The sequence below is a fragment of the Xanthobacter flavus genome, assembly GCF_017875275.1.
Taxonomy (GTDB): Bacteria; Pseudomonadota; Alphaproteobacteria; order Rhizobiales; family Xanthobacteraceae; genus Xanthobacter; species Xanthobacter flavus_A.
The window spans coordinates 2,926,394-2,952,574 of sequence record NZ_JAGGML010000001.1 but is presented as its reverse complement, the minus strand read 5'-3'; the positions used below and the strand labels follow the sequence as shown (position 1 = coordinate 2,952,574).

Annotated in this window: 22 protein-coding genes and 1 tRNA gene; 8 read left to right on the top strand and 15 right to left on the bottom strand. The window is 68.5% G+C overall.

Annotated features, from left to right (window positions below; translation table 11 throughout):
* Positions 1-271: 271 nt before the first annotated feature.
* Positions 272-1,054 carry an LEM-3-like GIY-YIG domain-containing protein gene (locus J2126_RS14145; RefSeq protein WP_209487562.1) on the bottom strand — a complete coding sequence of 261 codons (783 nt, stop codon included), beginning with the start codon at positions 1,052-1,054 and terminating at the stop codon, positions 272-274.
* Positions 1,055-1,432: 378 nt separating this feature from the next.
* Between J2126_RS14145 and J2126_RS14140 the strand changes: the two genes are divergently transcribed.
* The 4 genes from J2126_RS14140 to J2126_RS14125 all read left to right on the top strand — a co-directional run bounded on the left by J2126_RS14140 (position 1,433) and on the right by J2126_RS14125 (position 5,141).
* Positions 1,433-2,008 (top strand): recombinase family protein, encoded by a 576-nt coding sequence (locus J2126_RS14140; RefSeq protein WP_348634306.1) that lies wholly within the window; start codon positions 1,433-1,435, stop codon positions 2,006-2,008.
* 387 nt (positions 2,009-2,395) lie between these two features.
* A complete protein-coding gene (locus J2126_RS14135) occupies positions 2,396-2,824 on the top strand; it encodes a Rha family transcriptional regulator (RefSeq protein ID WP_209487561.1) in 429 nt (142 codons plus the stop codon).
* Between the two features lie 1,148 nt (positions 2,825-3,972).
* Complete coding sequence (locus J2126_RS14130; RefSeq protein ID WP_209487560.1) at positions 3,973-4,746, top strand: hypothetical protein; 774 nt, start codon at positions 3,973-3,975, stop codon at positions 4,744-4,746.
* 254 nt (positions 4,747-5,000) lie between these two features.
* Complete coding sequence (locus tag J2126_RS14125; RefSeq protein ID WP_209487559.1) at positions 5,001-5,141, top strand: hypothetical protein; 141 nt, start codon at positions 5,001-5,003, stop codon at positions 5,139-5,141.
* 34 nt (positions 5,142-5,175) lie between these two features.
* Here the strand turns inward: J2126_RS14125 and J2126_RS14120 are convergent, their stop codons facing one another.
* From J2126_RS14120 to J2126_RS14095, 6 genes are all read right to left on the bottom strand, one after another.
* Positions 5,176-6,825: a tyrosine-type recombinase/integrase gene (locus J2126_RS14120; RefSeq protein ID WP_209487558.1), complete on the bottom strand. Its 1,650-nt coding sequence runs from the start codon at positions 6,823-6,825 to the stop codon at positions 5,176-5,178.
* 85 nt (positions 6,826-6,910) lie between these two features.
* Positions 6,911-6,995, bottom strand: a tRNA-Leu gene (locus J2126_RS14115).
* Positions 6,996-7,129: 134 nt separating this feature from the next.
* Positions 7,130-7,900 (bottom strand): enoyl-CoA hydratase, encoded by a 771-nt coding sequence (locus J2126_RS14110; protein WP_209487557.1) that lies wholly within the window; start codon positions 7,898-7,900, stop codon positions 7,130-7,132.
* Between the two features lie 149 nt (positions 7,901-8,049).
* A complete protein-coding gene (gene mutM / locus J2126_RS14105; protein WP_209487556.1) occupies positions 8,050-8,928 on the bottom strand; it encodes a bifunctional DNA-formamidopyrimidine glycosylase/DNA-(apurinic or apyrimidinic site) lyase in 879 nt (292 codons plus the stop codon).
* 122 nt (positions 8,929-9,050) lie between these two features.
* The gene (locus tag J2126_RS14100) at positions 9,051-9,404 is read right to left on the bottom strand and encodes a DUF2200 domain-containing protein (RefSeq protein ID WP_209487555.1); all 354 of its coding nucleotides are present in this window, start codon (positions 9,402-9,404) and stop codon (positions 9,051-9,053) included.
* A 10-nt stretch (positions 9,405-9,414) separates the two neighbouring features.
* The gene (locus J2126_RS14095) at positions 9,415-10,569 is read right to left on the bottom strand and encodes a DNA recombination protein RmuC (RefSeq protein ID WP_209487554.1); all 1,155 of its coding nucleotides are present in this window, start codon (positions 10,567-10,569) and stop codon (positions 9,415-9,417) included.
* Between the two features lie 80 nt (positions 10,570-10,649).
* Here J2126_RS14095 and def point away from each other — a divergent pair, with 80 nt between their 5' ends.
* Positions 10,650-11,168, top strand: a complete 519-nt coding sequence (def, locus tag J2126_RS14090; RefSeq protein ID WP_209487553.1) for a peptide deformylase — start codon at positions 10,650-10,652, stop codon at positions 11,166-11,168.
* A 51-nt stretch (positions 11,169-11,219) separates the two neighbouring features.
* Positions 11,220-12,143: a methionyl-tRNA formyltransferase gene (gene fmt, locus J2126_RS14085; RefSeq protein WP_209487552.1), complete on the top strand. Its 924-nt coding sequence runs from the start codon at positions 11,220-11,222 to the stop codon at positions 12,141-12,143.
* Here the strand turns inward: fmt and J2126_RS14080 are convergent.
* On the bottom strand, positions 12,136-12,369 hold the full coding sequence (locus J2126_RS14080) for a methionyl-tRNA formyltransferase (protein ID WP_245327331.1): 234 nt from the start codon (positions 12,367-12,369) through the stop codon (positions 12,136-12,138). The genes fmt and J2126_RS14080 overlap by 8 nt on opposite strands.
* Positions 12,370-12,399: 30 nt before the next feature.
* On the opposite strand from J2126_RS14080, the gene truA reads away from it, so the two are divergent.
* Together truA and J2126_RS14070 are read left to right on the top strand one after the other, a co-directional pair.
* A complete protein-coding gene (gene truA, locus J2126_RS14075; RefSeq protein ID WP_209487551.1) occupies positions 12,400-13,137 on the top strand; it encodes a tRNA pseudouridine(38-40) synthase TruA in 738 nt (245 codons plus the stop codon).
* Between the two features lie 142 nt (positions 13,138-13,279).
* On the top strand, positions 13,280-13,630 hold the full coding sequence (locus J2126_RS14070) for a hypothetical protein (RefSeq protein WP_209487550.1): 351 nt from the start codon (positions 13,280-13,282) through the stop codon (positions 13,628-13,630).
* A 70-nt stretch (positions 13,631-13,700) separates the two neighbouring features.
* On the opposite strand, the gene trxA is transcribed toward J2126_RS14070, so the two are convergent.
* The 7 genes from trxA to J2126_RS14035 form a co-directional block, all read right to left on the bottom strand.
* Complete coding sequence (trxA, locus tag J2126_RS14065) at positions 13,701-14,021, bottom strand: thioredoxin (RefSeq protein ID WP_024276966.1); 321 nt, start codon at positions 14,019-14,021, stop codon at positions 13,701-13,703.
* An 85-nt stretch (positions 14,022-14,106) separates the two neighbouring features.
* Entirely contained in the window at positions 14,107-17,622 is a 3,516-nt protein-coding gene (addA, locus tag J2126_RS14060) for a double-strand break repair helicase AddA (protein ID WP_209487549.1), read from the bottom strand.
* Positions 17,619-20,666, bottom strand: a complete 3,048-nt coding sequence (addB, locus tag J2126_RS14055) for a double-strand break repair protein AddB (RefSeq protein ID WP_209487548.1) — start codon at positions 20,664-20,666, stop codon at positions 17,619-17,621. The genes addA and addB overlap by 4 nt, the downstream gene beginning before the upstream one ends.
* A 33-nt stretch (positions 20,667-20,699) precedes the next feature.
* Positions 20,700-21,401 carry a nucleotidyltransferase family protein gene (locus J2126_RS14050; RefSeq protein WP_209490171.1) on the bottom strand — a complete coding sequence of 234 codons (702 nt, stop codon included), beginning with the start codon at positions 21,399-21,401 and terminating at the stop codon, positions 20,700-20,702.
* Positions 21,402-21,478: 77 nt separating this feature from the next.
* Entirely contained in the window at positions 21,479-23,050 is a 1,572-nt protein-coding gene (tsaE, locus tag J2126_RS14045; protein WP_209487547.1) for a tRNA (adenosine(37)-N6)-threonylcarbamoyltransferase complex ATPase subunit type 1 TsaE, read from the bottom strand.
* On the bottom strand, positions 23,047-25,596 hold the full coding sequence (locus J2126_RS14040) for a sensor histidine kinase (RefSeq protein ID WP_209487546.1): 2,550 nt from the start codon (positions 25,594-25,596) through the stop codon (positions 23,047-23,049). Before J2126_RS14040 ends, tsaE begins: the two co-directional genes overlap by 4 nt.
* 147 nt (positions 25,597-25,743) lie before the next feature.
* Positions 25,744-26,178 (bottom strand): VOC family protein, encoded by a 435-nt coding sequence (locus J2126_RS14035; protein WP_209487545.1) that lies wholly within the window; start codon positions 26,176-26,178, stop codon positions 25,744-25,746.
* Between the last annotated feature and the right edge of the window lie 3 nt (positions 26,179-26,181).

The window sequence follows — 26,181 nt, the reverse complement described above, 5'->3', positions numbered from 1 at the left end:
CACATATTCCCTCCGTGCAGACGAAACGCTCCCCCCATATCCCCCGACTTGTATGATCGGCGAGAGGGCATTGAGATGTCATAGCGCGATGCGGCAGCAAGATCCAAGCAAAGGGAGCCGCGACCCCTATGACTGGCTCTGTTGGCAGAGCGGGCAACCAACGGCAGTGATGAAGACACGCAACGCCCAAACGCGCGCTCAATCCATTTTGAGCGAATTGGTAGATTGAGAGGCCTTCGCTAGCGCCTTAGATTACACTTCGTCGGCGACGTCAGCAGTTAATGTACCGGCAGGACTGGCGGGCGGGCGGTAGGTCGCTGGGATTAATGCGTTTGCCATGCTCGCCCACGTAGAACTCCCAGACATCCTTAGGGGCACGCTCACCCTGGAATGCCAGCCGATGTGGCTCGTCAACTAAGTCGCGAATGTCGGGAAAGTCAGAAGCGCGGGCTGGAGCCCAGCTCAGGGGCTTGAAGACACCGACGACCACTCCGCGGTCGACTGCCAGCACATAATCCACGGTCTCGGCACGCTTCCGACTGAGAGGCCAGCAGTAACGTATCAGATCGAAAATAACCTCCTGATCGCGCCGACCACGTAGCTTGTTGATAGTGATCGCCAATAACTTCTCTCCGCTCCTGACTTCAAGCGGCGGCAGATTGTATCGTCCAAGAATTTCTTCAACAGTTGCTACGCCGTATATTGAGGCATTATGCCCTCTGATTGAATTTCGCAGATCCGGATTCATATCAACATAGGCATCAATAAGGGCTGCTTCAACTTGAAAGGCCGTGTCATCATCCATGCCATGACGGTGTATGACGTACTTAACCTCATGCCCTGAACGTTGAATTTCCCGGATGTGATTTAGTTTCAACCCCATGATATCGGTCTCTTGTTCCTCAGCGACGTTGGCTTCAATAGCGTGCTGAAAAACGCGGTTACCTCTTCCCTTTCCAACATAAAACGTCTTTTCGTCGCGGGGATCGATTAAGCGATAAACGTAAGCCCGCAACTGCTCTGCCACTTCGTAAGAGAATATTTTATTGGCCATCATCGCCCTCGACCTACAAGCGCCTTACAAGCGACCTACGCTTTAATATTTTAGCCACCGATCGCGTTCAATAGCCTGCGCACAGCTCATCTTTACCCAATAGCGCAAATACACAGATCTTCAGATGGATGTGCAGAAATTTCCACCCTCACACTCCCTCTTGCCCCCGGCTCCGCTCACCCTATGCACCACCGAAACGTTAACAGCGTATGCGACTCGCCCGGCGACCGTCATCCCTCGCCGCCCAATAGACCCTGCCCATGCGGACGCGTCCGGTGACGCTCGCGATTGCGTCCAATAGGATGGACTTGACATTTCGGACGGTTCCGACTCTCATCTCTAGACCTTTTGGACGCCGAAGGCCGGGAGGCAGGGCACATGGGGATGTTGGTCGGTTACGCGCGGACCTCCACCACCGAACAGGAGGCAGGGCTTGAGGCCCAGCGACGCGACCTCGATGCGGCGGGATGCGGCAAGGTGTTTGCCGAGCATGTGTCCTCGGTTGGGGACCGGGACAGGCTGAAGCAGGCGCTGGAGTTCGTGCGGGAGGGGGACACCCTCGTCATCACCAAGATCGACAGGCTTGCCCGCTCCACCATCCACCTGTGGGAGATCGTCCGCGACCTCGATGCGAAGGGAGTGGGTCTCCGAGTGCTGAACCTCGGTGGCGAGGTGGTCGACACCAAGAGCGCGACGGGGCGCCTGATCCTCACCATCTTCGCGGGCTTCGCGCAGTTCGAGCGTGAGATGATGTTGGAGCGCCAGAGGGAGGGCATCGCCAAGGCGAAGGCAGAGGGGAAATACCTCGGTCGTAAGCCCACCGCGCGGGCGAAGTCGGAAGAGGTGATGCGGCTCCACCGCGAAGGGAAGACGCCCACCGAGATCGCTGCGGCTGTCGGGATTGGCAGGGGGAGCGTCTACCGGATCGTTCAGGGACAGGGAGCAGAGGCATGAGCGAGTGGCTACGGGATGAAACACCGCCTCACCTTCGGCGCTACACACACCCTGAGATCGGCCCCAAAGGCCGCTTCAATGACCACGACCGGATAGGGTTGTGGGCGATTACGGCTCATGTCGTCTTCTTCATCGTCGCCGCTGTGTTGGTGCTCGGACGATAAGCCCACAGATCGCCTCAGAGCGCCGCAGGAGTCCGTCAAGCTCGAAACGGTGGGGACGTAGCGTGGAACGGCCAAGCGAGTCTGGCGGCCACCGGGGAACCGAGCTGGTCGACGAAGCGACCGGCACGCGGGTCCGCTTCTTCATGTTCAACGACGAGGCGTCGGCGCGGGAGCACCGGATTTCCGGCCTGTGTCAGTCCTGCCAGGACGGAGTGTTCCACTGATGGGAGACCTCGTCACCGCTAAGCCCATTGTCAGGACAGTGGGCCGCTTCGTGGTCGCCAGCTCGAAGGACGTCGCGGCATACTTCGGGAAGCGGCACGATCACGTCCTCAGGGACATCGACACGCTGATGAGCGAGGCTCCGTCATGTGCCCCCAATTTTGGGGCCACGTCGGAAACCGTTGTAATGCCTCGCGGAGGAACCCGTCAGGTTCGCTCCTTCGACATGACCCGTGACGGCTTCACGCTGCTCGCCATGGGCTTCACCGGAGCCAAGGCGCTCAAGTTCAAGCTGGCCTACATCGCCGAGTTCAACGCCATGGAGGAGGCCCTGAAGGCTCCCCCTCCGGTGTCGACCGAGATTGCCCAGCTGGCGGCCACGGTGGCCCAGATGGAGGAGCGCCCTCGGATCGCCAGAGCGCGCCGCTAGAGTCGATTTCTCATGCTCAGGCTGCCTACCTGCCTGAAAAACTCGAGACGACTCCCACGCCCCTCCCTGCGCATCTGAGGCGCCGCCCCCACGCTGGGGTTGGCCCGATGGGCCGCTTCAATGACCACGACCGAGTTGGGTTGTGGGCCGTCGCGGGGCAGCTACTCCTGATTGTCCTTATTATTCTCCTCCTACTGCCCTAGGGTGAGAAAGATTAACTCTATGTGTACTCATAGAGTCCCACATCAGGGTTACATGATGGTCCTGTATTGTCAGACCTGCTCAGAGGATCAGAGACGAAGTCTCCCTCCACCAGGAGTTCTCTAGCTCTCCGACTGACCTCGGGATCGTATAGGGAACATCAGACACCCTGAGCCACCGCCAGCATCACCCGCACCCGTGGGATGGACATCGCTTTTTCTAACCGCAGCGCCACGCAGGAAGCCGTTACCCGCCCCATTCGACGCTATCCTATTTACTCGACCCTACTGCCTAGGGGTGAGAAAGATTAACTCTAGGTGTACTCACAGAGTCCCACATCAGGGTCTCCTGATGACCTCGGAATGGGTACCTGCCTAGAGGATCAGAAACGAAGTTTCCCTCCCACAGGAGTTCTCTAGCTCTCCGACTGACCTAGGGATCGTAGAGGGAACATCTCGATACCTTGAGCCACTGCCACGACCAGATGGGCCTCCTGTCGTTTGTTCTCTCCTACTGATAGAGGACCGCCTCGCTCAGGATCACACGGCGAACGCATTGCCAGTCAGGGACTGCGGGGTGGACATCATTTTTCCCGAACACAACGACACACCGGAAGGCTGATACCCGCCCCGCTCGCATGACAGTGAGTCGGTCGGGACGGGCCGTCAGCCTCCCCGTGTGCCGCCGTCGCGCTCCCCAATCCCATGTCGTCCCGCCCACCACGGGCAGGACCTCACGACATGGCGCCCCTTCACAGAGCGTTTCGCTCGAAGGTCGATGTCTGCGACGACCGAGGGGCATTGCCTTCCCAACCCAAGACCAGACCGGAAGCATCTCTCCCGCGCGACCGCCGTCACAGAGCGCCCTTCCACCGCTCGGGATGCTTCTGGTCTGGCACCCCATCCACTTCACCACCCCCACCCATCATCCCAACACCGAGGCACACCATGAGCACCACCGCGCGACAACGCAGGATCGACAAGGCCGTTCGTGCAAAGGCTGCACAGCTCATTGCCACCGCTCTGAAGGACATGCCCGTCCGGAGCCTTCTGGAGGGAGACGACGATTATGGATTTGTCACCGCCATTCTGGGTCCGCGCCATCGCGTGATCCTCGCCAAGGGTGGATCGTCTTGGCTTGTCCAGCGACGGGACATCGCTGTCGGGACTGTCTCTCGCAGGGCATGGCGCAAGCTGAGTGCCCACCCGACGCGGGACGAACTGTTGGTGGCCGTGGCTGGGCTGGGATTGACCATCGACCCCACCGTCATGGAAACGCTTCTGGACCTTCCCGAATGGGCCTCTATGGCCCCGTCCCTGTTCTCTGAGGTTGGGCTGCACAGCACCCCAGGCGCCGACACAGACACAGGACCGAGCACTCTGTCGGAGCTGATGGCCCGTCGCCGTGGCCGCTTCGTGCCCTTCGGTGCGCCTGCCCCTGGTGGGAACAAGGAGACCGAAGACCTGTACCGGAAGGGGGTCTGTCGGCTGAACGATGGCTGGCGGGTTATCCTCACCAAGGATCGAGCCCAGTTCGCCCTTCAGCGGCGCGAGGGCAAGACACCGGACGGCTTCCCTCGGTGGACCAGCCGCAGCTTCTGCAAGTCCAAGGCCGTGTTGCTCAGGGACGTGACCCGGTTCGCCGGGAAGGTCGACCCTATGGCCCGGCTGGTGCTGGACGCTCTGCCCAGTGAGGCTGACCACGTCTACCTCCGCGCCTGAGACTCGCTCAGATCGAATGGGAGCCCCGTGGGAGTCAATGGAGCATCGTCAGGCTACAGGACTAGCCGAGCGACCTTCTTGGACTCCTACGGGCTTCTGAGCCGCTTTGATCGGCTCGCCTGCTTTCGCGCCCCTGTTTTCAAGTAACACAACATCTAGCGCGATTTTTTCGTAACACACTATATCTAGGAGATCACACAATCACCCTCAACGCCTACCCCCACCATGTCACAGCGCGCCTCGACGCCACCGACATGACCACCATCCGGGACATCCACCGCGTCATCCGCCCCGGCAAGGTCACGTCCTTCACCGATGTCCTGCGTTTCCTCCTGTCGGAATGGCGGAAGGCAGCGCTTCGCGACCTTCCCGCCTCTCAGGAGCCCACCGCCTGATGGGTGCGATCATCCCCAGGCATCAAATCAGAGGTCACACCTCTGTTTCGATCTGATACCTCGGGAACTTGGCGATGCCATCCGCCCGTGCGTTCAACGTCACGTCCCCGTAGGCGGCTCCCACCGTTCGCGGGGCGTGACCACAGATGGCATCCAGCACCCGTTCCGAAACGCCCGCTTCCAGCCCCACCGTCTTGAACCGGTGGCGCCATCCATGGTTCGGGGCGACATTGGGGTCTTTGACAACTTCACGGGCAAACTCGGCAAGGCGGTTCTTCACGCCCTGAAGCGGACCAAGGACGTCCCCGCTCCGACTCGGAGTGAGGAACAGGTGGCCATTCTCCGCCTGCCTCACGAACTCCGGGAAGCCCATCTCGACAAGGTGCGGATGCAGGGGGACTTCGCGCGCCTCCTTGTTCTTCACCGCGCCCGCCTCGGGCGTCAGGGTGAGCACCCAATGGTCGCCTTCCTGCCGGACATCCTGTTTGCGGAGTTGGGCAATCTCACCCACGCGTGCCCCGGTGTAGGCGCACAGCCATGGCACCCACCGCTTGGCCGCGAACGTCTTTGGCCGCTCCTGCCCCCGCTGATGGCGGAAGGCGGCTGCGAGAATGGCATCGGCTTCCTTGTCCGTGAGCCCCTTTCCACGGAGCTTGACCGCCTTCACCCGCTTCACGGTGATGCCCTCAGCCGGGTTCGCGGGGAGCAGCCGGTTGGCCACAGCCCATCGGAAGATGGCCTTGAGCCCCGCAAGGTCGCTGTCCTTCACCGTCTTGGGGCTCACCCCGGCGGCGAGGCGCGCGCTCTTCAGGCCGATGATGTCGTCTGCCGTGATCCGCGCGGCGTCGCTGTGTCCGACATGCTCGGCCAGGCGGTCCACGGCGCTGGCATAGGCTTGGTGCGTCTTGCGGGAGAGGCGTGCCGCCTCACCTTCCTTCCACCAGCCCGTCACCAAGCTCGCGAAGGTCACAGCCTTTCCGCCCTCCGCTGCCGCCGCCGTCTGCGAGGTTGGCACAAATGCGCCGCCGAACCGTCCCGCATTGGGGTCCGGCCGGTAGTCGCCAGCCACATTGCGATCCAGCTTCAGCGCCGCATCCTTGAGTGCGATTGCAGCGTGAAACAGCAGTGCTTTGCGGCTGGTCTGGTCAACCTCCAGATGATGAGCGGACAGCACGCGGTCGGCCAGCTTGCCGAACCGCTCTTCCAACAGGATGTCCCGGCGCTCCTGCTCGTCACCGATGATGAGCAAATGTCTACCGCCCCCGACAGGCCCTGCCATCGCTTCGGCGATGCCAGCAAGGACCGCATCCCACAGCTTGGCAGAACCGGGGTCGTCTTCCATGCCATCGGCAAAGAGTCGGTAGACCTCCCCCGACAGGGCGACGGTCTGCTTATGGGTAAGGGAGACAGGCCCTTTGCGGATGGCTTCCCAATGGCGCGCAAGGAACGATTCGGCGAAGCCGGTTCTGGCCCTAGCGTTAGCAGGGTCGCGCGCCTTGAGAGAGAACTTGATTTCCGGGCCAATGGTGAACGCGGCCGTGTGCTGCCCCTCGCTGTCCTGCGGGAACGCGATGGTGACAACCTGTCCCTTCGCCTTGGCGAGGATGTCCTTGGGGGTGCGCTTGCGGAACGTCAGGAACGACGACTCAGGGCGCCGTGTGGGGCGTGTCATAGGAAGAGCCATGTGGCCGCTCATGTGTACCAGTTTGAGCGGCGAGAAACACAGCTACATCAATATGTTCTGAAGCGTCAACGCTCTAGGGGAGCGATGGTGCCCAGGAGAGGACTCGAACCTCCACGGCTTTCACCACTGGTACCTGAAACCAGCGCGTCTACCAATTCCGCCACCTGGGCCCCGTCCGGTTGGGGCCGGAAGGGAGCGCGACACATAGAGGGGGGGCGGCTTGCTTGTCAACACGCTCCTTGCGCTCTTCCGTGGAAAGATGGGGAAGGCGGGTGCGGCCGGTGGGGCGGCACCCGCGTGGTCGTCAGGCCTTGAAGTCGGGGGGGCGCTTTTCGATGAAGGCGCTCATGCCTTCCTTCTGGTGAGGGAGGCCGAACTGGGACTGGAACACCCGGCGCTCGAAGCGGATTCCCTCGGCGAGCGAGGTCTCATACGAGCGGTTCACCGCCTCCTTGGTCTGCATGGCGACGGGCAGCGACATGCCGGCGATCACCTTGGCCACCTTCAGCGCCTCGGTCATCAGATCGGCGGCGGGGATGATGCGGGAGACGAGGCCGGAGCGCTCGGCTTCCACCGCATCCATCAGCCGGCCGGTCAGGCACATCTCCATGGCCTTGGACTTGCCGACGAAGCGCGTCAGGCGCTGGGTGCCGCCCGAGCCGGGCATGACGCCGAGCTTGATCTCCGGCTGCCCGAATTTCGCGGTGTCGGCGGCGAGGATGAAGTCGCACATCATGGCGAGCTCGCAGCCACCGCCCAGCGCGAAGCCGGCGACCGCCGCGATCACGGGCTTGCGGGTGCGCGAGAGGCGCTCCCAGGAGGTGATGTAGTCGTCGAGATACGTGTCCGGATAGGTGAAGTTCTGCATCGCCTTGATGTCGGCGCCGGCGGCGAACGCCTTTTCCGAGCCGGTGAGGATGATGCAACCGATGTTGCGGTCGGCCTCGAGCCCGTCGAGGGCGGCGTTCAGCTCGTTGATGAGCTGGGCGTTGAGCGCGTTCAGCGCCTGCGGGCGGTTCAGCCGGATGATGCCGACCCGCTCGTCCACCTCCACCAGGATCGTCTCGTAAGCCATCCTCATCTCCTCCTCAGCCGGCGTGACACCGGTCGATGTCCTCAGCCGCGCCTCGCGCGCAGGGGTAACGTGCTCTACCGTGCCTCGGCATTGATGCGAAGTGGCAGCCTCGCACAGTCGCCGTGCGGGCCTGCGCCTTCTCTGCGCGGCTATCTCTGGCAGGTTGGGCAGAAGAAGGTGGAGCGCCCGCTCTGCACGATGCGCTGGACCGTGCCCTTGCAATGCCGGGTGCGGCAGGGCTCGCCCTCGCGGTCGTAGACGCGGAAGGTGTGCTGGAAGTAGCCCAGCTCTCCGCTCACCTGCTTGTGGTCGCGGAGCGACGAGCCGCCGGCCTGGATGGCCTCGCGCAGCACGTCGCGGATGGCGGTGACGAGACGCTCCGCCCGTTGGGTCGGCCTGCCGTCCTTGGTCACGATGGTGTGGGCGAGGCGCCGGGGCGAGAGGCCGGCGCGGAACAGCGCCTCGCACACATAGATGTTGCCGAGTCCCGCCACCAGCTTCTGGTCCAGCAGCGCCGCCTTCAGCGAGGTGCTGCGGCGGGCGAAGGCGCTCGCGAGATAATCCGCATGGAAGGCGTTGCCCAGCGGCTCGGGGCCGAGGCCGGCGAGGAGCGGATGGCTCTCCAGCCGGTCGTAGGGCACGATGAGGATGGCCCCGAAACGGCGCGGGTCGTTGAAGGTGATGGTAGTGCCGCCGGCGAGGTGCAGCACCACGTGGTCGTGCGGGCCGGCCTCGGCGCGGGGATAGTGGAAGGCACCCGTCCGGCGCGCGTGCGCGCCTTCCACCCGGATGGATCCGGACATGCCGAGGTGCAGGATCATCACCTCGCCCCCGTCGAGGTCGGCGAGCAGATATTTGGCGCGGCGGCCGATGGCCTCCACGCGGCGGCCGGCCAGGCGTTCGGCGAAGTTCTCGGGCAGCGGCCAGCGCAGGTCCGGGCGGCGCGCCTCGGCGCTTTCGATCACGGCGCCCTGCAAGACGGGCATCAGGCCGCGGCGGACGGTTTCCACCTCGGGCAGTTCAGGCATTTCGTCCTTAAAGGTCACGGGCGCGCCACAACCGGCGCGATTCATCTCGGTCTCCAGCATCCCGCCTTGGATGCCGCTGCGCAAGATGGCACAGCCCTCCGGGAGGGGCGCATCAACAGCCCTCAACCCTTGCGCAGGATCTTCTCCAGCGGGCGCCCGCGCGCCAGCTCGTCGACCAGCTTATCGAGATACCGTATTTCCCGCATGGTCGGCTCGGCGATCTCTTCCACGCGCACGCCGCAGACCACCCCCGTGATCAAAAAGCGGGCGGGATTGGGCGCGGGCGCCTCGGCGAAGAAGGTCTCGAAATCGGTGGTGCCGGCGGCGATGGCGGCAAGCTCGGTGTCGGAATAGCCCGTCAGCCAGCGGATGATCGTATCCACCTCCGCCCGGGTGCGCCCCTTGCGCTCGGCCTTGGCGACATAGAGCGGATACACGCTGGCGAAGCTGGTGGTGGTGATGCGGTGCTTCGGCATGGCCGCCCTCTCACTCGGTCGGCGCGGAGGGCGCCGGGCCGGGCGCGTCGAAATCGAGCTGCTCCAGCCTGAGGCCGCGCCGGGCGATCTTGTCGGCGGAGATGATGACGCGCTGCACGTCGTCGCCCACTTGCGCGAAATGCTTGGCGAGGTCGCCCACCCGCTCGCGCAGGCGGCTCACATCGTCCACCAGCGCGCCGACCTCCGCCCGCACGCGGTCCGCCTCCTCGCGCATGCGGGCATCCTTGGCGATGGCCTGCACCACCTGCACCGCCAGCATCAGCAGGGAGGGCGAGACGAGCACCACGCGCAGCCGGTACGCCTCCTGCACCACGCCGTCGAAATGCTCGCTGATCTCGGCGTAGACGGATTCCGACGGCACGAAGATCAGCGCCACGTCCTGCGTCTCGCCGGGGATGAAATAGCGCTCGGCCACGTCATAGACGTGCTTCAGCAGATCGTTGCGCAGGCGCTGGCCGGCAGCTTTTCGGTGCTCCGGGGACGGCGCCTCGCGGAAGGCGGTGACGGCCTCCAGCGGGAATTTGGAATCCACCAGCAGCGGGCGCTGATCCCCGGGCAGGAAGATGGCGCAGTCCGGCCGCTTGCCGTTGGAGAGGGTGTACTGGAAAGCGAAGCTGCCGCGCGGCAGCCCGTCGGCGACGATGGCCTCCATGCGCGCCTGCCCGAAGGCGCCGCGGGCCTGCTTGTTGGCGAGCGTCTCGCGCAGCGACACCACCTGCGCGGAAAGATCGCCGAGCGTGCGCTCGGCCGTCTCTACCATCACGAGGCGCTCGGCGATGCGCGTCAGGCTCTCATGGGTGGCGCGGGCGGCGGTGGAGAGGGTCTCTCCCAGCCGGTGGGAGGTCTGGTCGAGGCGGTCGGAGACGGCGCGGGCGAGTTCGCTCTGCCTTTGGGCGAGGATCTCCGTCATGCTCTGCACGCGGCCGGCGGTCTCGGACTGGACGCGGACCAGCTCGCGCAGGCGGCGGTCCATCTCGTCGCGCCTGAGCGCCTCCTCGGACGCTGCGGCGGCGCGCGCTCGCGACTGTCGGACGAGCGTCACAAGAACGAGGAACAGCAGCAGCGCCAGCACCCCCGCGGCGACCGCAGCCGCCTCAGCCAAGGTGAAGGGCCGCCCGCCCAGGGTGAAGAGCACAACCGGCATGGCTTTACTTACGCGATTCTCTCCTCTGAACAAACGGCGAACATGTTGACCTGTGCGGCAGCTTCGCTTATCTCGCTCGAATGACGATCCGGCCCATCCTCATCATCCCCGAGCCCAAGCTGCGCACGCTTTCCGCCCCGGTCGAAAAGATCGACAGCGAGGTGCGCAAGCTGGTCGAGGACATGTTCGAGACCATGTACGACGCCCCCGGCATCGGGCTGGCAGCCATACAGGTGGGCGTGCAGCGCCGCGTCATCACCATCGACGTGGCGCGCGACGGCGAGAACAAGAAGCCCCTCGCCCTCATCAATCCGGAAATCATCGCCGCCTCGGAGGAAACCTCCATCTACAGCGAGGGCTGCCTCTCCATCCCCGAATATTACGAGGAGGTTGAGCGCCCGGCGAAGGTGGCGGTGCGTTTCCTGGATGTGGAGGGCAAGACGCGGGAGGTGGAGGCCGAGGGCCTGTTCGCCACCTGCGTGCAGCACGAGATCGACCACCTCAACGGCGTGCTCTTCATCGATCACATCTCCAAGCTGAAGCGCGACCGGGTCATCAAGAAATTCACCAAGCAGGCGAAGCACAAGGCCGAGGCCTGAACCCGCCGCGGCGGGTGATCACGGGGCACGAGGGTCAAACACCGAGGGTTCATGCGCATCGTCTTCATGGGCACGCCGGATTTCGCCGTGCCCACCCTCTCGGAAATCGTCGGGCGCGGCCATGAGGTCGTCGCGGTCTATACCCGTGCCCCCGCCCCCGCCGGCCGGCGCGGGCTCGACCTCACCCCCTCGCCCGTCCATGCGGTGGCCGAGCGCTTCGGCCTGCCGGTGTTCACGCCCAGGAGCCTGAAGGGCGAAGAGGCGGCGGAAGCCTTTCGCGCCCATGGGGCGGACGTGGCGGTGGTGGTGGCCTACGGCCTCATCCTGCCGCAGGCCATCCTTGATGCGCCGCGCCTCGGCTGCCTGAACCTGCACGGCTCCCTCCTGCCGCGCTGGCGCGGCGCCGCGCCCATCCAGCGCGCCATCATGGCCGGCGACCGGGAGACCGGCGTCGCGGTGATGCAGATGGAGGCGGGGCTGGACACCGGGCCCGTGGGCCTCGTCGAGCGAATCCCCATCGGGCCGGACATGACCGCCGGCGAATTGCACGACCGCATGATGGTGATCGGCGCCGACCTGATGGGCCGGGCGCTGGCCGCGCTGGAGCGCGGCGGCCTCGCCTTCACGCCCCAGCCGCCAACCGGCGTGGAATATGCCGCCAAGATCGAGAAGGCCGAGACCCGCATCGACTGGTCCAGGCCCGCCCAGGAGGTGCACGACCGCATCCGTGGCCTCTCCCCCTTCCCCGGCGCCTGGTTCCCCCTCGGCTCCGAAGAGACGCGGGTGAAGGTGCTCCGCTCCACGCTGGCGGACGGCTCCGCCGCGCCCGGAACGGTACTGGACGACCGCCTCACCATCGCCTGCGGGACGGGCGCGGTGCGGCTCGTGGAACTGCAGAAGGCCGGCAAGCAGCCCATGGGGGCGGAGACGTTCCTTCGGGGAAACAAGCTCGCACCTGGGTCGCAGCTCACTTGAAGCCGAATTCGGCCTTCAGAATTTCATAGAGCTGTTCAGCGCTCCGGCGATCCAGTTGCACTGATTGGCTTATCTTGTGCGGGTTGGCTCTCGTGCCACGGCCATAGGTGTCGATTTGAAGTACTCGCCCACCCTCGGCTTCGAAGGAGCAGACGTGTGCCTCAATGGCCTCATGAACTTTAAACCGCTCTTTGTCCTGCCTGACAAAATTCTCAATAAGTGCCACGAGCGTTCTCTCCGTTGGAATTAGCCGGAAGTGCCTAGATATAAGCTCACCATCGAATATGACGGCACCCCCTTCGCCGGCTGGCAGATGCAGGCGGACTTGCCCACCGTGCAGGGTGTGCTGGCCGAGGCGTTCGAGCGCTTCTGCGGAGAGAAGGTGACGGTGGCGGGTGCCGGCCGCACCGACGCCGGGGTCCATGCCACCGGGCAGGTCGCCCATGTGGACCTGAGCAAGGACTGGCGCACCGACACGGTGCGGGACGCCATGACGGCCCAGCTTCGCCCCCATCCGGTGGCCGTGCTTGCCGCCGAGCGTGTGCCGGACAGCTTCGACGCCCGCTTCTCCGCCACCAAGCGGCATTACCTCTACCGCATCGTCAACCGCCGCCCCGATCTCGCGCTCGATCGCGACCGGGCCTGGCGCATTCCGCAGAAGCTCGATGCAGACGCCATGCACGTCGCGGCTCAGCGCCTTCTCGGCAGGCACGATTTCTCCACCTTCCGCGCCGCCGAGTGCCAGGCCGCCTCGCCCATGAAGACGCTGGACCAGCTCGACGTGACCCGCCACGGCGACGAGATCCGCGTCGTCACCTCGGCGCGGTCCTTCCTGCACCATCAGGTGCGTTCCATGGTGGGCTCGCTGATGCGGGTGGGCGAAGGCCGCTGGAGCGCGGACGATCTTGCCGCGGCCCTCGCCGCCGCCGACCGCACCCGCTGCGGCCCCATGGCGCCGGCGGCCGGGCTCTATCTCGCCGCGGTCAGCTATTGAATCTGCGCGATTCCGCCAGCTTGAGCCTCGCACTTGGCAACTTCCTGTAAACGTTCATCGCGTCGCAGGTTGGAACGGTCCGGCCCTCTAGAGCATTTCCACTGGGAAGACACCTCAGGGGCGATAGAGGACAACGGGTCCGATGTTCAGTTTCCGTATGCCACGCTGGCAGCCCACGCGCCGCCGCGTCCCCCTCTCGCTCGCCCATGTGATTGCCCGTTCCGTGCCGGGTGCGCCATGCGGGTGGGTCTTCTTCGACGGTAGCGAGACGCGGATCGATACGCAGGACGGCGAAGCCGTGATCATTCCCGGCGGCGCCTTCTTCCCCCGCGAGGCCCATCGCTTCGCGAGCGAGGGGGAGGCGCAGGCCGAGGCCTCAAGGCTGAACGATGCGAGCCTCTGCCTCGACCGGCCGTGGCGCGTGCGCGCCGCCTCCGCATTCTCGGTGGAGCGGATCACCGCCGCGGGCAAGCTCATGGCCAGCCTCGGCTGACACGCTCCATCCCCCAACGCAAAAAAGCCCCCGAGACGGGGGCTTTTTCGCGTTTCGGGACCCGAAGTGGTCAGATGGAGCCGTTGATCCACTGCACCAGCTTGGCCTTGGGGGCGGCGCCCACCTGGCGGGAGGCGATCTTGCCGTCCTTGAACAGGAGCAGGGTCGGGATGGACATGATGCCGTACTTGGATGCCGTCTGCGGATTTTCGTCCACGTTCAGCTTCACGATGCGCACCTTCTCGCCCAGCTCGCCGGAGACTTCCTCCAGGATGGGGGCAACCATGCGGCAGGGGCCGCACCACTCCGCCCAGAAGTCGACGATGACCGGAGCACTGGACTTCAGCACGTCCTGATCGAAATTCTGATCGGAAACTTTCTCGACGGCCATGACATACCTCGTAGGGCAGAACGGGGAGAACCACTGGATGTTGGGGAGAACGTAGGTACCCCCTCCCCTCTCCGTCAAGGCGGCTTCACGCGCCCTTGACGCTCGGCGCCATGAAAGATGGTGAGGAAACACCGAGCCGGGCCAGCGCGGCCTCCAGCCGGTCGGGGAAGAGCGGCACCACACGCGGCCCGGCCGTATAGACGATCCGCGCCTCCACGGGACGCCCACCGAACGCCTGCGACAGAATGGCGCCGTAGATTGCGAGCTGGGAAACATAGCTTTCACCGGCCTCGGCGGGGTCGGAAGGCGGCACCCGGTCGGTCTTGAAATCGGCGACGAGGATGCGGTCCGGGCGCACGACCAGCCGGTCGATGCGGCCGCTGACGGCGAACACCTCCCCGCCCGCCCCCGAAATGCGCCCGATCACCGGCACCTCGGCCCGGCTTCCGGCGCCGAACAGCTCCGCGAGCGGCGCATGGCCGAGCACGGCCAGCGCCTCGGCGAGAATCACACGGTGCGCCGCATCGTCCACCCCGTCGGCCGCATGGCGGAGCAGGCGCAGGCCGGCGGCCTCCCGCTCCGCTTCGGCCACCTCCGGCAGACCGGCCAGCAGGCGGTGGATGAGATCGCCGCGCAGGAGCGGCGGCAAGGCGCTCTCCGGCAGCGGCGCGGGCGCGGACGGGCGGACGGGCACAGCGCCACTTTCGATGCCGGATGGGCGCAGCCGCCGCATCACCACCTCGGGCGGCGGGGGATGGGGGAAGGAGAGGGCTTCCTCTGGCTCGACCGCCGCCGGCACCGCCGCACCACCCGCCACCTTCAGCCCCGGACCCCGGCGCCAGCGCAGCACCTCGCCCTCGAAGCCCAGCGCCGGGCCGGCGTCGGCCTCCGGCTCCAGCGCCGCGCGGGCGAGGTCGTACCAGCAACCCTCGGGCCGGGCGTGGGGCTTGTCCTTGGCCGGTGAACGGGTCTCGGCGCCGCAGATGACGAGGGCATCCTCGGAGCGGGTGAGCGCGACATAGAAGAGCCGGCGATATTCCTCCAGCTCCCGCGCGGCGGCGGCGGCGCGGGCGGTGGCGAGCACCTCCGGGTCTTCCGCCTTGCGCGGCGCCAGCACCGGCACCCCCTCCCCCGGCAAAGTGAGGAGGCCGCCGGCGATGCGAGGCCGGGGCATGTCCACCGTGTCGGCGAGGATGACGAGGGGCGCCTCCAGCCCCTTGGCCCCGTGGGCGGTCATCACCCGCACCTCGTCGCGCCCGCTCTCCATGTCGCGCTTGGTCTCGGCCCCGCCGCGCCTGAGAAAGGCGAGGAAGCCGGCGAGGCTCGCGGGCTCCGCCCCCTCATAGGTGCGGGCGAGGGCCATGAATTCGTCCAGCACGTCCGCCGCCTCGGGGCCGAGCCGCGCCAGCATGGCCCGCCGCCCGCCGTCGCGGCCGAGCACCCGGCCATAGAAGTCGAACGGCCGCAGCCCCTCCGCCTCGCTTTTCCAGCCGGCGAGCCGGGCGGCGGCGGCGCGGTGGCGTGCGTCGTCCGAGGCGGCGAGCACGAAGGCGAGCGTCCCCTTGCGCTGCGGGCACAGGCGCATGAGATCGTCGTCGGTGAAGCCGAACAGCGGGCTTTTCAGCACGGACGCGAGCGAGAGATCGTCGTGCGGCGAGAGCAGCGCATCGCCCAGCGCCATCAAATCGAGGGCGGCGATGTGCTCGGGCACCACGAGCCGGTCCGCGCCGGCCACCTGCACGCGCGGGTCCTTCAATTCCTTCAGCGCGCGGATGACCGCCTCGAACACCCGCCCGCGCCGGCGCACCAGCACCAGAACATCGCCGGCCCGCATGGGCCGCCCGTCACGGGAGGGCATGGCGAGGCCGTTCGCGATACCCGCCTGGATGAAGCTCGCGATGCGCGCGGCAAGCCGGCTGACGGGATCGTCGGTGGGCACCTCGTCCAGCGGCCGGCGCCAATTGTCGGGCTCGGGATGGGGTTCGGGCACGGTGGTGGGCCAGATCTCCACCAGGGCGGGCGCATCGGCGCGGATGGCGGCGTGGACGGGGCCCACCCCATCCAGCGTAAGCCCCGCATGCGCATCGGCGCTCTTGAAGATGGCGTCCACCGCCTCCAGCACGCCCGGCGCCGAACGGAAGGAGTGGGGCAGTTCCACCCGGCGGAAGCCCTCCGCCCCCACCTTGCGCTCGAAGGTCGCGCGCATGGCGCCGAAGGCGCGCGGATCGGCGCCCTGGAAGGAGAAGATGGACTGCTTCTCGTCGCCCACCACGAAGATGGTGCGCGTCACGCCCGCCCGCGCGCCTGCGCCGGAGAAGAAGTCGGAGGCGAGGCCCTCCACCACCTTCCACTGCTCGGGGCTCGTATCCTGTGCCTCGTCCACGAGAATGTGGTCGATGCCCTGGTCGAGCTTGAACTGCACGAAGGTCGGCTGCTCGGCGAGCAGCGCCGCCGCCTTGGTGATGAGGTCGTCGAAATCGAGCAGGCCCCGCGCCGCCTTCTCCGCCTCGTAGCGGCGGCAGGCTTCGGCGCCGAGGGTGAGGGCCGCGCCGGTGCGCTCCAGCGTCCAGGCGGCCTTGAGCCGGTCGTCGAGCCCCGCGAGCCGGTCGCGCTCGGCGGTGAAGCGGGCGAGCAGGTCCGGCTCGCGCGTGCCCATGCCCTTGGTGAGGAGATTCTTGTCCGAGCGCGGGCCATCCGAGCCGAAGAATACGCCGCGATAGGCGACAAGGGCCGAGGCGTCATCGCCCGCCGAGGCGGCGGCCGCGAGGTCGTCGGCGCGCTTGCGGTCGGTGGCCTTGTCGGAGGTGGCGAGCGTCGCCGCCACGCTCTCCCATTCGGAGCGCGGCAGATGCGGGCTCGCCAGCATCCCGGCTTCCACATCGGCAACCGTGAGCCCCGCCGGAAGCCCCAGTGCCCGCGCCACGGCGACGCGGCGGGCGGCGGGGGTGTCGCCTAGGGGCAGGATGCGCGCACGCAGCGCCACCGCCGCCTCGATGAGGCTGGTGAGGCCGCTATCGGACATTTCCTCCGTCAGCCGCGCCAGCGCCTCGCCGGCCGGGGATACGGGGGCAAGGCTCGCCGCCACCACGAGGTCGGCGCGGATGCGGGCCATCAATTCGCGCCGGGCCACCTCGTCCAGCTCGCGGAAGCCGGCCGCCACGTCCGCCTCGAACGGGAAGCGATGCAATAGGCCGCCGCAGAAGGCGTGGATGGTCTGGATCTTCAGCCCGCCCGGCGTCTCCAGCGCCGCCGCGAACAGCCGGCGCGCCCGGGCGCGCAGCGCGGCGTCCGCCGGCTCGCCCACGGTCTCGGCGATGGCGGCATCGAGCGCGGCGTCATCCATGCGCGCCCAGCGGCCGAGGATGGCAAGCACGCGGTTCGCCATGTTGGCCGCCGCCGCCTTGGTATAGGTGAGGCACAGGATGCGCCCCGGCGGCGTGCCGGCGAGCAGGAGGCGGATGACGCGCCGCGCCAGCACGTGGGTCTTGCCCGAGCCGGCATTGGCCGAAACCCAGGCGGACACGGCGGGGTGCGACGCGTCCGACTGGCGGCGGGTGGCTTCCGCCTTGGGGCCGGTGGCGAGAGGAGTGGCGCCGCTCATTCGCTTTCCTCCCCGGCCAGCGCCCATTCGCGCACGCGGGCGAGGTGGTCGTAATCCCCATAGCGGCCGGACCATTGCGGCGCGGCGAGGGAGCGATAGCCCTGCGCCAAATTCTCGAACGCCTTCAGGAGGCCTTCGAGGCCGGCGAGGGCATCCTCGGCGAGATCGTGGGTGGAGCGGTCCTTCACCTTCACCGGCTTTTCCGCGCCGCCCTCGGCCCCGCCCTTCAGCTCCACATAGGTCAGTTCCTCGACCGGCGCCCCGGGCACACCCTCGAACCCGCCGCGCGCAGCCATGGCCGCTTCGAGCGGCAGTTGCGGGGAGAGGGAGGCGGCCTGTTTCGCACTCGGCGCGGTGCCGGTCTTGTAGTCGATGATGGCGAGCGTGCCGTCGCGCTTGATCTCGATGCGGTCGGCGCGCCCGGTGAGGCGGAAGGTGGAGGCGGCGAGCGGAATGTCCAGACTTCCCTTCGTCTCGGCGACGATGCGGTCGAGATGCGCCCGCCGCTCGCGCTCGAAAGCGACGAGGAAGGCCGCCGCCCGCTCGAACCGCGCCCACCACAAAGCATGCTCGGCCGGGAATGCCTTCAGCGGGGCGAAGGCGCGGGCGCCTTCCTCGATCAGCCGCGCCAGCGCGTCGGGGGGCAGTTCGTCCGGGAAGGCGGTGGTGAAGCGGCCCACCGCCTCGTGCAGCGCCATTCCCCGCTCCGCCCCGCCCGGGGGGGCGTCGAGGTCGTCCAGCGGGGACAGGCCGAGAACGTGGCGGGCATAGATGGAATAGGGATCGCGCAGGAACGTCTCGATCTCCGTCACCGAGAGCCGGCGCGGGCGCAGCTCCAGCGGCGGGGCGGGCGCGGGGCGGGTGGCGCGGGGCACGGCCGGCGCCTCGTCCAGCCTTCGGGCGGCGCGGACGAAACGGGCGCCGCGCGCGCGGGCGGCGCCCCACTCGGCCTCCCCCGCCACGGTCTTCAGCCGCTGCACGAAGCGGGAGGGCACGCTCTGGGTGCCGCCCACCTTGGCGGCGAAGCTGAGCACCAGCTCGCGCGCGCCGAAGCCTTGCGCGAAATCGTGGGCGGACAGGCCGATGCGCCGCTCCGGCAGATCAAGCCCCAGTTGCGCCCGCATCGGGCGGCTGAGCCATGGGTCGGTCTCGGGAATGGTCGGCCAGGAGCCCTCCACCAGACCGCCCAGCACCATGCGGTCCACATGGACGAGGCGCGCCTCCAGCGGGCCGAGGATGCGGATGCGCGCATGGGGCTCCGCATGCGGGCGCACCATGGTGTCGGAGAAGAGCGCGCCCGCCGCGTCGGCATAAGAGGAGAGGTCGAGGGCGGGGCCGTCGCCGGCGGCGCTTTCCAGCGTCTGGAAGGTCCGGGCCAGCGCGGCCGTGGCCGCATCCTCGGCCTCGGGATCGAGCCGGCCGGCGGCGGCCTCCACGGCGGCGCGATGGGCGGCGACCAGTTCCGCGAGCGGCACCGCGCCGTGCCGGTCGCCGATCGCTAGCAGCGGGCCGAGCGCGCCCTCCAGCCGCTGCACCAGATCGCGCGCGGCGGCGATGGCCGGACCGTCGATGCGGCTGCGCGGATCGGAGCGGCGGTAGCCCTCGGGATCGTGCGCATCCAGCGCCGCGCGAAGCCCGGCGATGCCGGCAGCAGGGCGTGGTCCGCGCAGGGCCGCCAGCTCCAGCGCGGCCACAGCTTCGGCCTTGCCGTGCCCATCGAGGCCGAAGCGCGCCCGGGGATGGGTGAGGAGGGCAAACAGCGGCACCGGCGCCAGCGCTTCCGCCGCCGCCGTCACCAGCAGGCCGGCGAGGCGCCCGGCCGGGGCATCGGCCAGCGGCGTGCCGGCGGAATCATCCAGCGCCACGCCGAAGCGCGCCATCTCCGCCGCCACCCGCCGGGCGAGATCGCGGTCCGGGGTAACGAGGGCCGCCGTCTCGCCCGGTCGCTCCAGGCTGTCGCGCAGCAGGAGCGCGATGGCCAGCGCCTCGGCGCGCGGATCGTCGGCCTCCACGACGCTGATGCCGGCCATGGCGGCGGCGAGAGCGTCCGCCGGCAGGCGGTCGGCAAGGGTCGCCCAGAGGTCGGTCGTCTCCGCCTGCCGCAACGCCTCGCCCATCAGCCGCTCGCGACCGAACGGGGCCGGCGGCGCCAGCGGGATCACCTCCCCCCGCTCCACCCCGAGCGTGCCGAGCAGGCGGGCGAGGCCGTATTGCGGATGGTCGGGCGCGCCGAGCACCGGATCGGCGAGCCGGTCGAAGGACGGCGCATCGAGGTCGAGGTCCAGCCCCGGCAGCACCACGGCGCCATGGGGCAGGCTGGCGATGGCCTTCAGCAGGCGCGCGGTGGCCGGCATGGAGCCGGTGGAACCGGCGGCGATCACCGGCCCGGCCGCCGTGCCCAGCGCGATGAGGCGGCGCGCCTCCGCATCCACCAGCGCGTCGCGGCGGGCGGCGGGCTCCACCAGCCCCTCCTCCGCCAGATAGGCGGAGAAGGCACGCCGGGCGATGCGCACGAAATCCAGCCCCACCTTGAAATAACGGTCCAGCTCGTCCGGCACGAGCCCGTCCATGCGCTCGACGCCGAGGCCGGCGGTGGTGAGATCGTCGAACAAGGAGCCCAGCGCATCCGCGAGGGCAAAGGTGGAAGCGGTGCCGGCGGCGACCGCCTCCCGCTCCACCGTCTTCGAGAGCGTGTCACGCCAGTGCGCGACCAGCCGCGCCAGCACGAGCCGGCGATGCACCGGCGCGATGGCGTGGGGTGCGGCCAGCACCGGGGCGTCCTCGGAGAAGGCGAGCGCATCCTCGTCCACGTCGCCAAGGGGCACGATGCGCGGCAGCAGCAGCGCCGTTCCGCCGGACGCCTCCAGCAGCGCCTCTGCAAACAGGCGCCCAGCGCGGCGGGTAGGCAGGAAGACGGTGGCGCTGGCCAGCGCCAGCGGATCGTGACGCGGGGCGAATCCTTCCACCAGCGCGCCATCGAGCAAGGCGCGCGCGAGCACCGGCAGGAAGGGCGCGGAGGGCGGAATGGTCAGCACGCGCGGCACGGCTTCACTCCCAGTCCCGCCAGAGGAAAAACCTCAATCGCTCGACCGCTCGATAGCCTCCTCGGCCAGGGCGATGGCGTCGGGTGTGCCCACATGCATCCAGATGCCGTCGAGCCGCAAGCCGAACAGCCGCTCCGCCGCCGCCGCGCGATCGAACACGCGGTTGAGCGAGAAGGCCCCCTCCGGCGCATCGTCGAACAGCTCCGGCTTCAGGATGGCGGCGCCGGCATAGACGAAGGGGGCGATGGTGCGCTCGCCCCGGCGCTCCAGCCGGCCGAGCTTGTCCATCTGGAAGTCGCCCATGCCGTCATAGCCGATGGAATGGGCGGCGGAGGCCAGCAGCAGCAGCGCGTCCATGCGCTCGGGATCGAACTGCTCCATGAGCCGCACGAGGTTGGGGCGCATGCCCTCGATCCAGATGGTGTCGGAATTGATGACGAGGAAAGGCTCCGCGCCGATCAGCGGCAGCGCCTTGCGCACGCCGCCGCCGGTCTCCAGCAGCAGGCCGCGCTCGTCGGAGAGGATGATCTCGGGCGCGCCGGCGCGGGCCTTGAGATGCGCTTCCAGCATGTCCGCATGGTGGTGCAGATTGACGATGGCGCGCGGAATGCCCGCGGCAGCGACACGATCCAGCACATGGTCCACCAGCGCGCGCCCCTCCACCACCACCAGCGGCTTCGGGCGGGTGTCGGTGAGCGGCCGCATGCGGGTGCCGAGGCCGGCGGCGAGCACCATGGCGGTGGTGATTCGGGCGGCATCGATCCGGACGGTTCCGGCGGCGGGCGCGTCAACGAGCGTGGCGGGGGCAGCGGTCACGCGGAAAGATCCTTCGATGGCAGCACGGCCTCATACCACATGCGCAGCGAGCCCAGTTCCTCATGGGCGAGGCACCGGGCGAGGTAGCGGCGGATGCGCGGCAGGTGCTTCAGATAGTGTGGCTTGCCGTCGCGATCGTTGAGGCGGGTGAAGATGCCGAGGATCTTGCTGGCCCGCTGGGCGCCCATCAGCGCGTAGGTGCGGGAGAAGCCGCGCGGGTCGAAGGTGGGGTCCGCCTCGCCCCGCAGCGCCACGTAGCGGCGCACCAGATCGATCTCCAGCTCCTCCGGCACGTCCACCCGCGCGTCCTGCGCCAGCGAAACCACGTCATAGGCCGCCGGCCCCATCACCGCGTCCTGGAAATCGATGAGGCCGATGCGGCGCAGGCCCTCGCGGTGGGGCAGCCAGATGAGATTGGGCGAGTGGTAGTCGCGCAGCACCCAGGTGGGCGGCTCCGCCATGGCGGAGTTGAGCGCGCTGCGCCACAGCAGGCGGAACTCCTCCCGCACCACGCCGTCGAGCCGGATGCCGCGGGACGGCAGATACCAGTCCAGCATCAGGTCAATCTCGGTGAGCATGGCGGCGACGTCGTAGGACGGCAGCGCCCGCTCCACCCGTGGCGCGATGTTCAGCGTGCGCGGCAAGGGGCGGCTGTGCAGGGTGGCTAGCACCTCCACCGCGAGGCGATAGCGCTCCGGCACCGGGGCGGGCGGGGTGCCGGCCACCACGAACTGGGAGCCGAGGTCCTCCAGCACGAGAATGCCCGCCTCCAGATCCGCCGAATAGATCAGCGGTGCGGAGAGCCCCTGCGCCAGCAGGGCCCGGTCCATGGCGACGAAGGGCTTCACGTCTTCCGCCAGATGCACGAGCTGGCTGTAGGGCAGGCCGCGCTTCAGCGGTGGCCCGTCCGGCTGGCGCGGCGCGTTCATGACGATGGCGGAGCGGTCGCCGAGCACGAGGCGGCTGTAGGAGCGGGCGGAGGCGTCACCCTGCAGGAAGCGGTGCGCCGCCTCGGCGAAGCCGCTCTGCTCGATGAGCGATTGCGCGATCATCAGCCGGTCGAGCCGCGCGCCGAAGCTGCCGTAGCCGGTGACGATGGCGATGCGCGCCTCCGGGCCGAGATCGGCGGCGTCCCGCGTGCCGGCGGCAAGATAGAGCGCCACGTCGAGGCGGTCGGCCGGCAGGCGCTCCTCGGCGCGCTCGGGCCATTCCACCATGAGCAGCGCGTTCTCGCGCATCTCGTCCCAACCCAGCTCGTCCAGCTCGTCCGGTTCCTGGATGCGGTAGAGGTCGGCGTGGACCACCCGGCCGCGCGGGAAATCGTAGGAGATCAGGATCGGGAAGGTGGGGCTCGGCACGTCCACGCCGGGATCATCGGCGAAGGCGCGGATCAGCGCGCGGGCCAGCTCCGTCTTGCCGGCGCCGAGGTCGCCGGTGAGCGTGATGGTGTCCTTGCCCCCGAACCAGCTGGCGATGAGGGCGGCCAAGCGGGTGGTGGCGGCGAGGTCCTTCAGGACCACGCGGCAGGCCACCGGCTTTCCTTCGAGGCGTTCGAGCAGGATGCTCATTCGGCGGCCTCCCGCCGGCGCTCGTTGTCGAGCGGGAAGATGCAAGTCGCGATCGTACCCACAGCGAGGGTTCCGGTCGCGAGCGCTCCGCGCGCGGAGGACGCCGGCCCCACCATGACCGAGCCGCCGTGCAGGCTCACGAAGGAGCGCACGATGGCGAGGCCAAGGCCCACCCCGCGATGACGCGGTCCGGCGCTGCGGCTCTCGAAGCGGTCGAACAGCGTCTCCCGCACTTCCGCCGGCACGCCCGGCCCCTCGTCGCGCACGGTGAACACCAGCGCCCCGTCGCGGCGCGCGGCCCCGAGCGCCACGGTGCCGCCCTCGGGCGAGACGGCGATGGCATTGGAGAGGAGGTTGAACAGGATCTGCCGCAGCCGCCGCGCATCGGCGACGAAGATGCCGGCGGCGGGATCGATATTGACCGCGAGAACGAGCCGCGCCTCCTCCACGCTGTCGCGCACAGCCTCGGCGACGGCGAGCACCAGCTCGCGCACGTCCACCTCGGCGAGGTCCAGCTCCATGGCGCCGGCGTCGATGGTGGCGAGGTCGAGGATGTCGTCGATGAGCGCGCGCAGCAGATCCGAGGACTGGTGCATGTGGTCGAGATAGTCGCGCTGGCGGTCGTTGAGCGGGCCGGCGAGGCCCTCGCGCAGCATGTCGGCATAGCCCATCAAGGTATTGAGGGGCGTGCGCAGGTGGTAGGAGACGTGGCCGACGAAGGCGTTCTTCAGTTTGTCCGCCGCCTCCAGCGCCTCGGCGCGCTCGGTCAGCGCCCGCTCCACCTTCACGCTGTCGGTGACATCGCGGAACGTCACCATGGTGCCGCCGTCCGGCAGGGGCTGGGTGGCGCCGTCGAGCACCCGGCCATCCGGCCGCTCGAAGCGCAGGGTCATGGCCTCGCGCGGGCCGATGGCCGTCACCGCCTGCCGGATGCGGGAGAAGGCGGCCGTCTCGCCATAGAGCGGGCGACACATGGCGGCGACCGCATCCACATGGGGCTTGTCGCCCATGGCCTGGGCGTCCAGGGACCAGAGCGCGAGGAAAGCCTCGTTGTAGAGGTTGAGCCGCCCGTCCGCGCCGAACACCGCCACCGCCTCCGCAAGGCCGTCCAGCGTCTCGCCCTGGATGCGGATGAGGCTGTTGTAGCGGCTCTCCAGTGCCAGATGCTCGGACAGATCGTCGAACAGATAGGTGATGCCGCCCTCGGCATTGGGCGTGATGACCACGCGCAGCATCTGCCCGCCGGGCAGGTGCCACCAGTCGTTCACCGGCTCGATGGCGCGGTAGGCCTCGCGCAACTGCGCGCGCCACGCCCGGAAGTCGGCCTGCTCGGGCACCTTGCGGCGGCGGCGCAGGTCTTCGAGGATCTCGCTCTCCGGCGGGCGCTGGTCGAGGAAGCCGGGGGCGAGGTCGAACAGCCGCTCGTAGGCGGCATTGTGGAAGACGAGGCGCTCGTCGGCGCCGAAGATGGCCACGGCGGTGGTCAGCTGGTCCAGCGTGCGCTGGTGGGCGGCCACCGTGCGGGCGGTCTCGGCCTTCGCCGCGTCCTCCGCCGTCACGTCGATGGCGATGCCGGCTGTGCCGAAGGGGCCGGCCACCTCCACCACGTCCATCTGCCGGCGCTGGCCGCTCGCCACCGCCTTCACCCGCTGGCGGAAGGTGCCGGCCGTGCCTTCGGCGGTCAAAGCGGCGCTGCGGATGCGGGCGTCGAGGAGGTCGAGGCCGGCGGCCCGCGCCTCCTCGGCCGAGGGCGCGCCCACGGCGGCGGCGAAGGCGGGGTTCACATAGATCAAATCGCCATCCGGCCGCCGCAGCCAGGCCGGCGCAGCCGCGGCATCGAGGGCGGCGGCGAGGCCGTGCGCCATCCGTTCCGCCTCTGCGAAACCGGTCGTCCCGGCTTGCGCGGCTGGGTCGGGGGCGTCCGCCGGACGCACGAGGAGGACGCCCGCGCCGCCGAGGCTGCGGCCTTCCAGCCGCACCGGGCCGGCCGGCGTCTCCACGGCAACCGACACAATGCCATCTTCCCGGCGCAACTGCTCCAGCGCCGTGTCGAGCGCCGTGGTGGCGGGGCCGAGGCCGGCGCGCAGGCCTTCCGGCGTCGTGCCATGCACGTCCACCGGCAGGGTCCGGCCGGTCCAGGCCATGAAGGCGGGAGCGCCGGCGGCGAGCAGGGTGCGCGCGGCATGGGCTTCCGCCCGCGCCCGGGCGGCGGCGGCGGCGGCATCGCGGGCTTCGGCCTCGGCCTTGTCCATGCGGGCGGAAAGCGCGGCCGCAACGCTCCGCGATCTCAGGGCGATCAGCCCGGCGACGGCGCAGGCGGACAAAGCGATCACCGGCCACAACGCCTCGGCCGCGCCGACGGCGACGGTCCAGCCGCTGGCAAAGGCAGGCGAGCCGGCAAGGGCCGTGGAGCCGAGGAGGGCGGAACCGAACAGCGCGGCGCGGGTGCCGACGCAGCGGTTCGCGCGTCCCGTCGCCGGGGCGGGCGCCAGCCTGCGCCCACGCGCCGGGCGCCGCGCGCCGCTCATCCGGATGCGCTCCGCCATTCGCCCCGGTGTCCTTCCCCTGCCCTGCGGCTGCCGCAGCCTTTCCGTGGCGCGCCGCGAATCACTTTCGAAGAATAACGGAGCGCTTGCCGGCATTGAAAGAGCCGAGCGCCGCCGGCCCACAGCCGGCAAACCGGTGCGCGGCCACTACACATAGGCCACGGCCTCGATGCGCCAGCCGTCCGGGTCCATCAGGAACGCAGCGTAATAGCCGGGGCCGTACTGGGGCCGGAGCCCCGGCGCGCCGTAATCCGTGCCGCCCGTGGCGGTGCCGGCCGCATGGAAGGCTTCCACCGCCGCCCGATCCGCCGCGCAGAAGGCGATATGGGTGCCCGGTGGCGGCGTCACCGGACCGTCGCGCAATTGCACCCAGAAAGGCGCCGCGCCCGGCACGCCCTCCGGCGCCGGCAGGGTGCCGGGCGGTCCCCAGCAGGCGGAGGCGCCTTCCGGCTCGTCATAATCCGCCACCCGCACGAGGCCGAGGGGCCCCAGCACCGCATCGTAGAAGCGCACGGCGCGGGCGAGGTCCACGGTGGTGACGGACAGATGCTCAATGACGGGGCGGACGGGCGTGAACGTCATGCG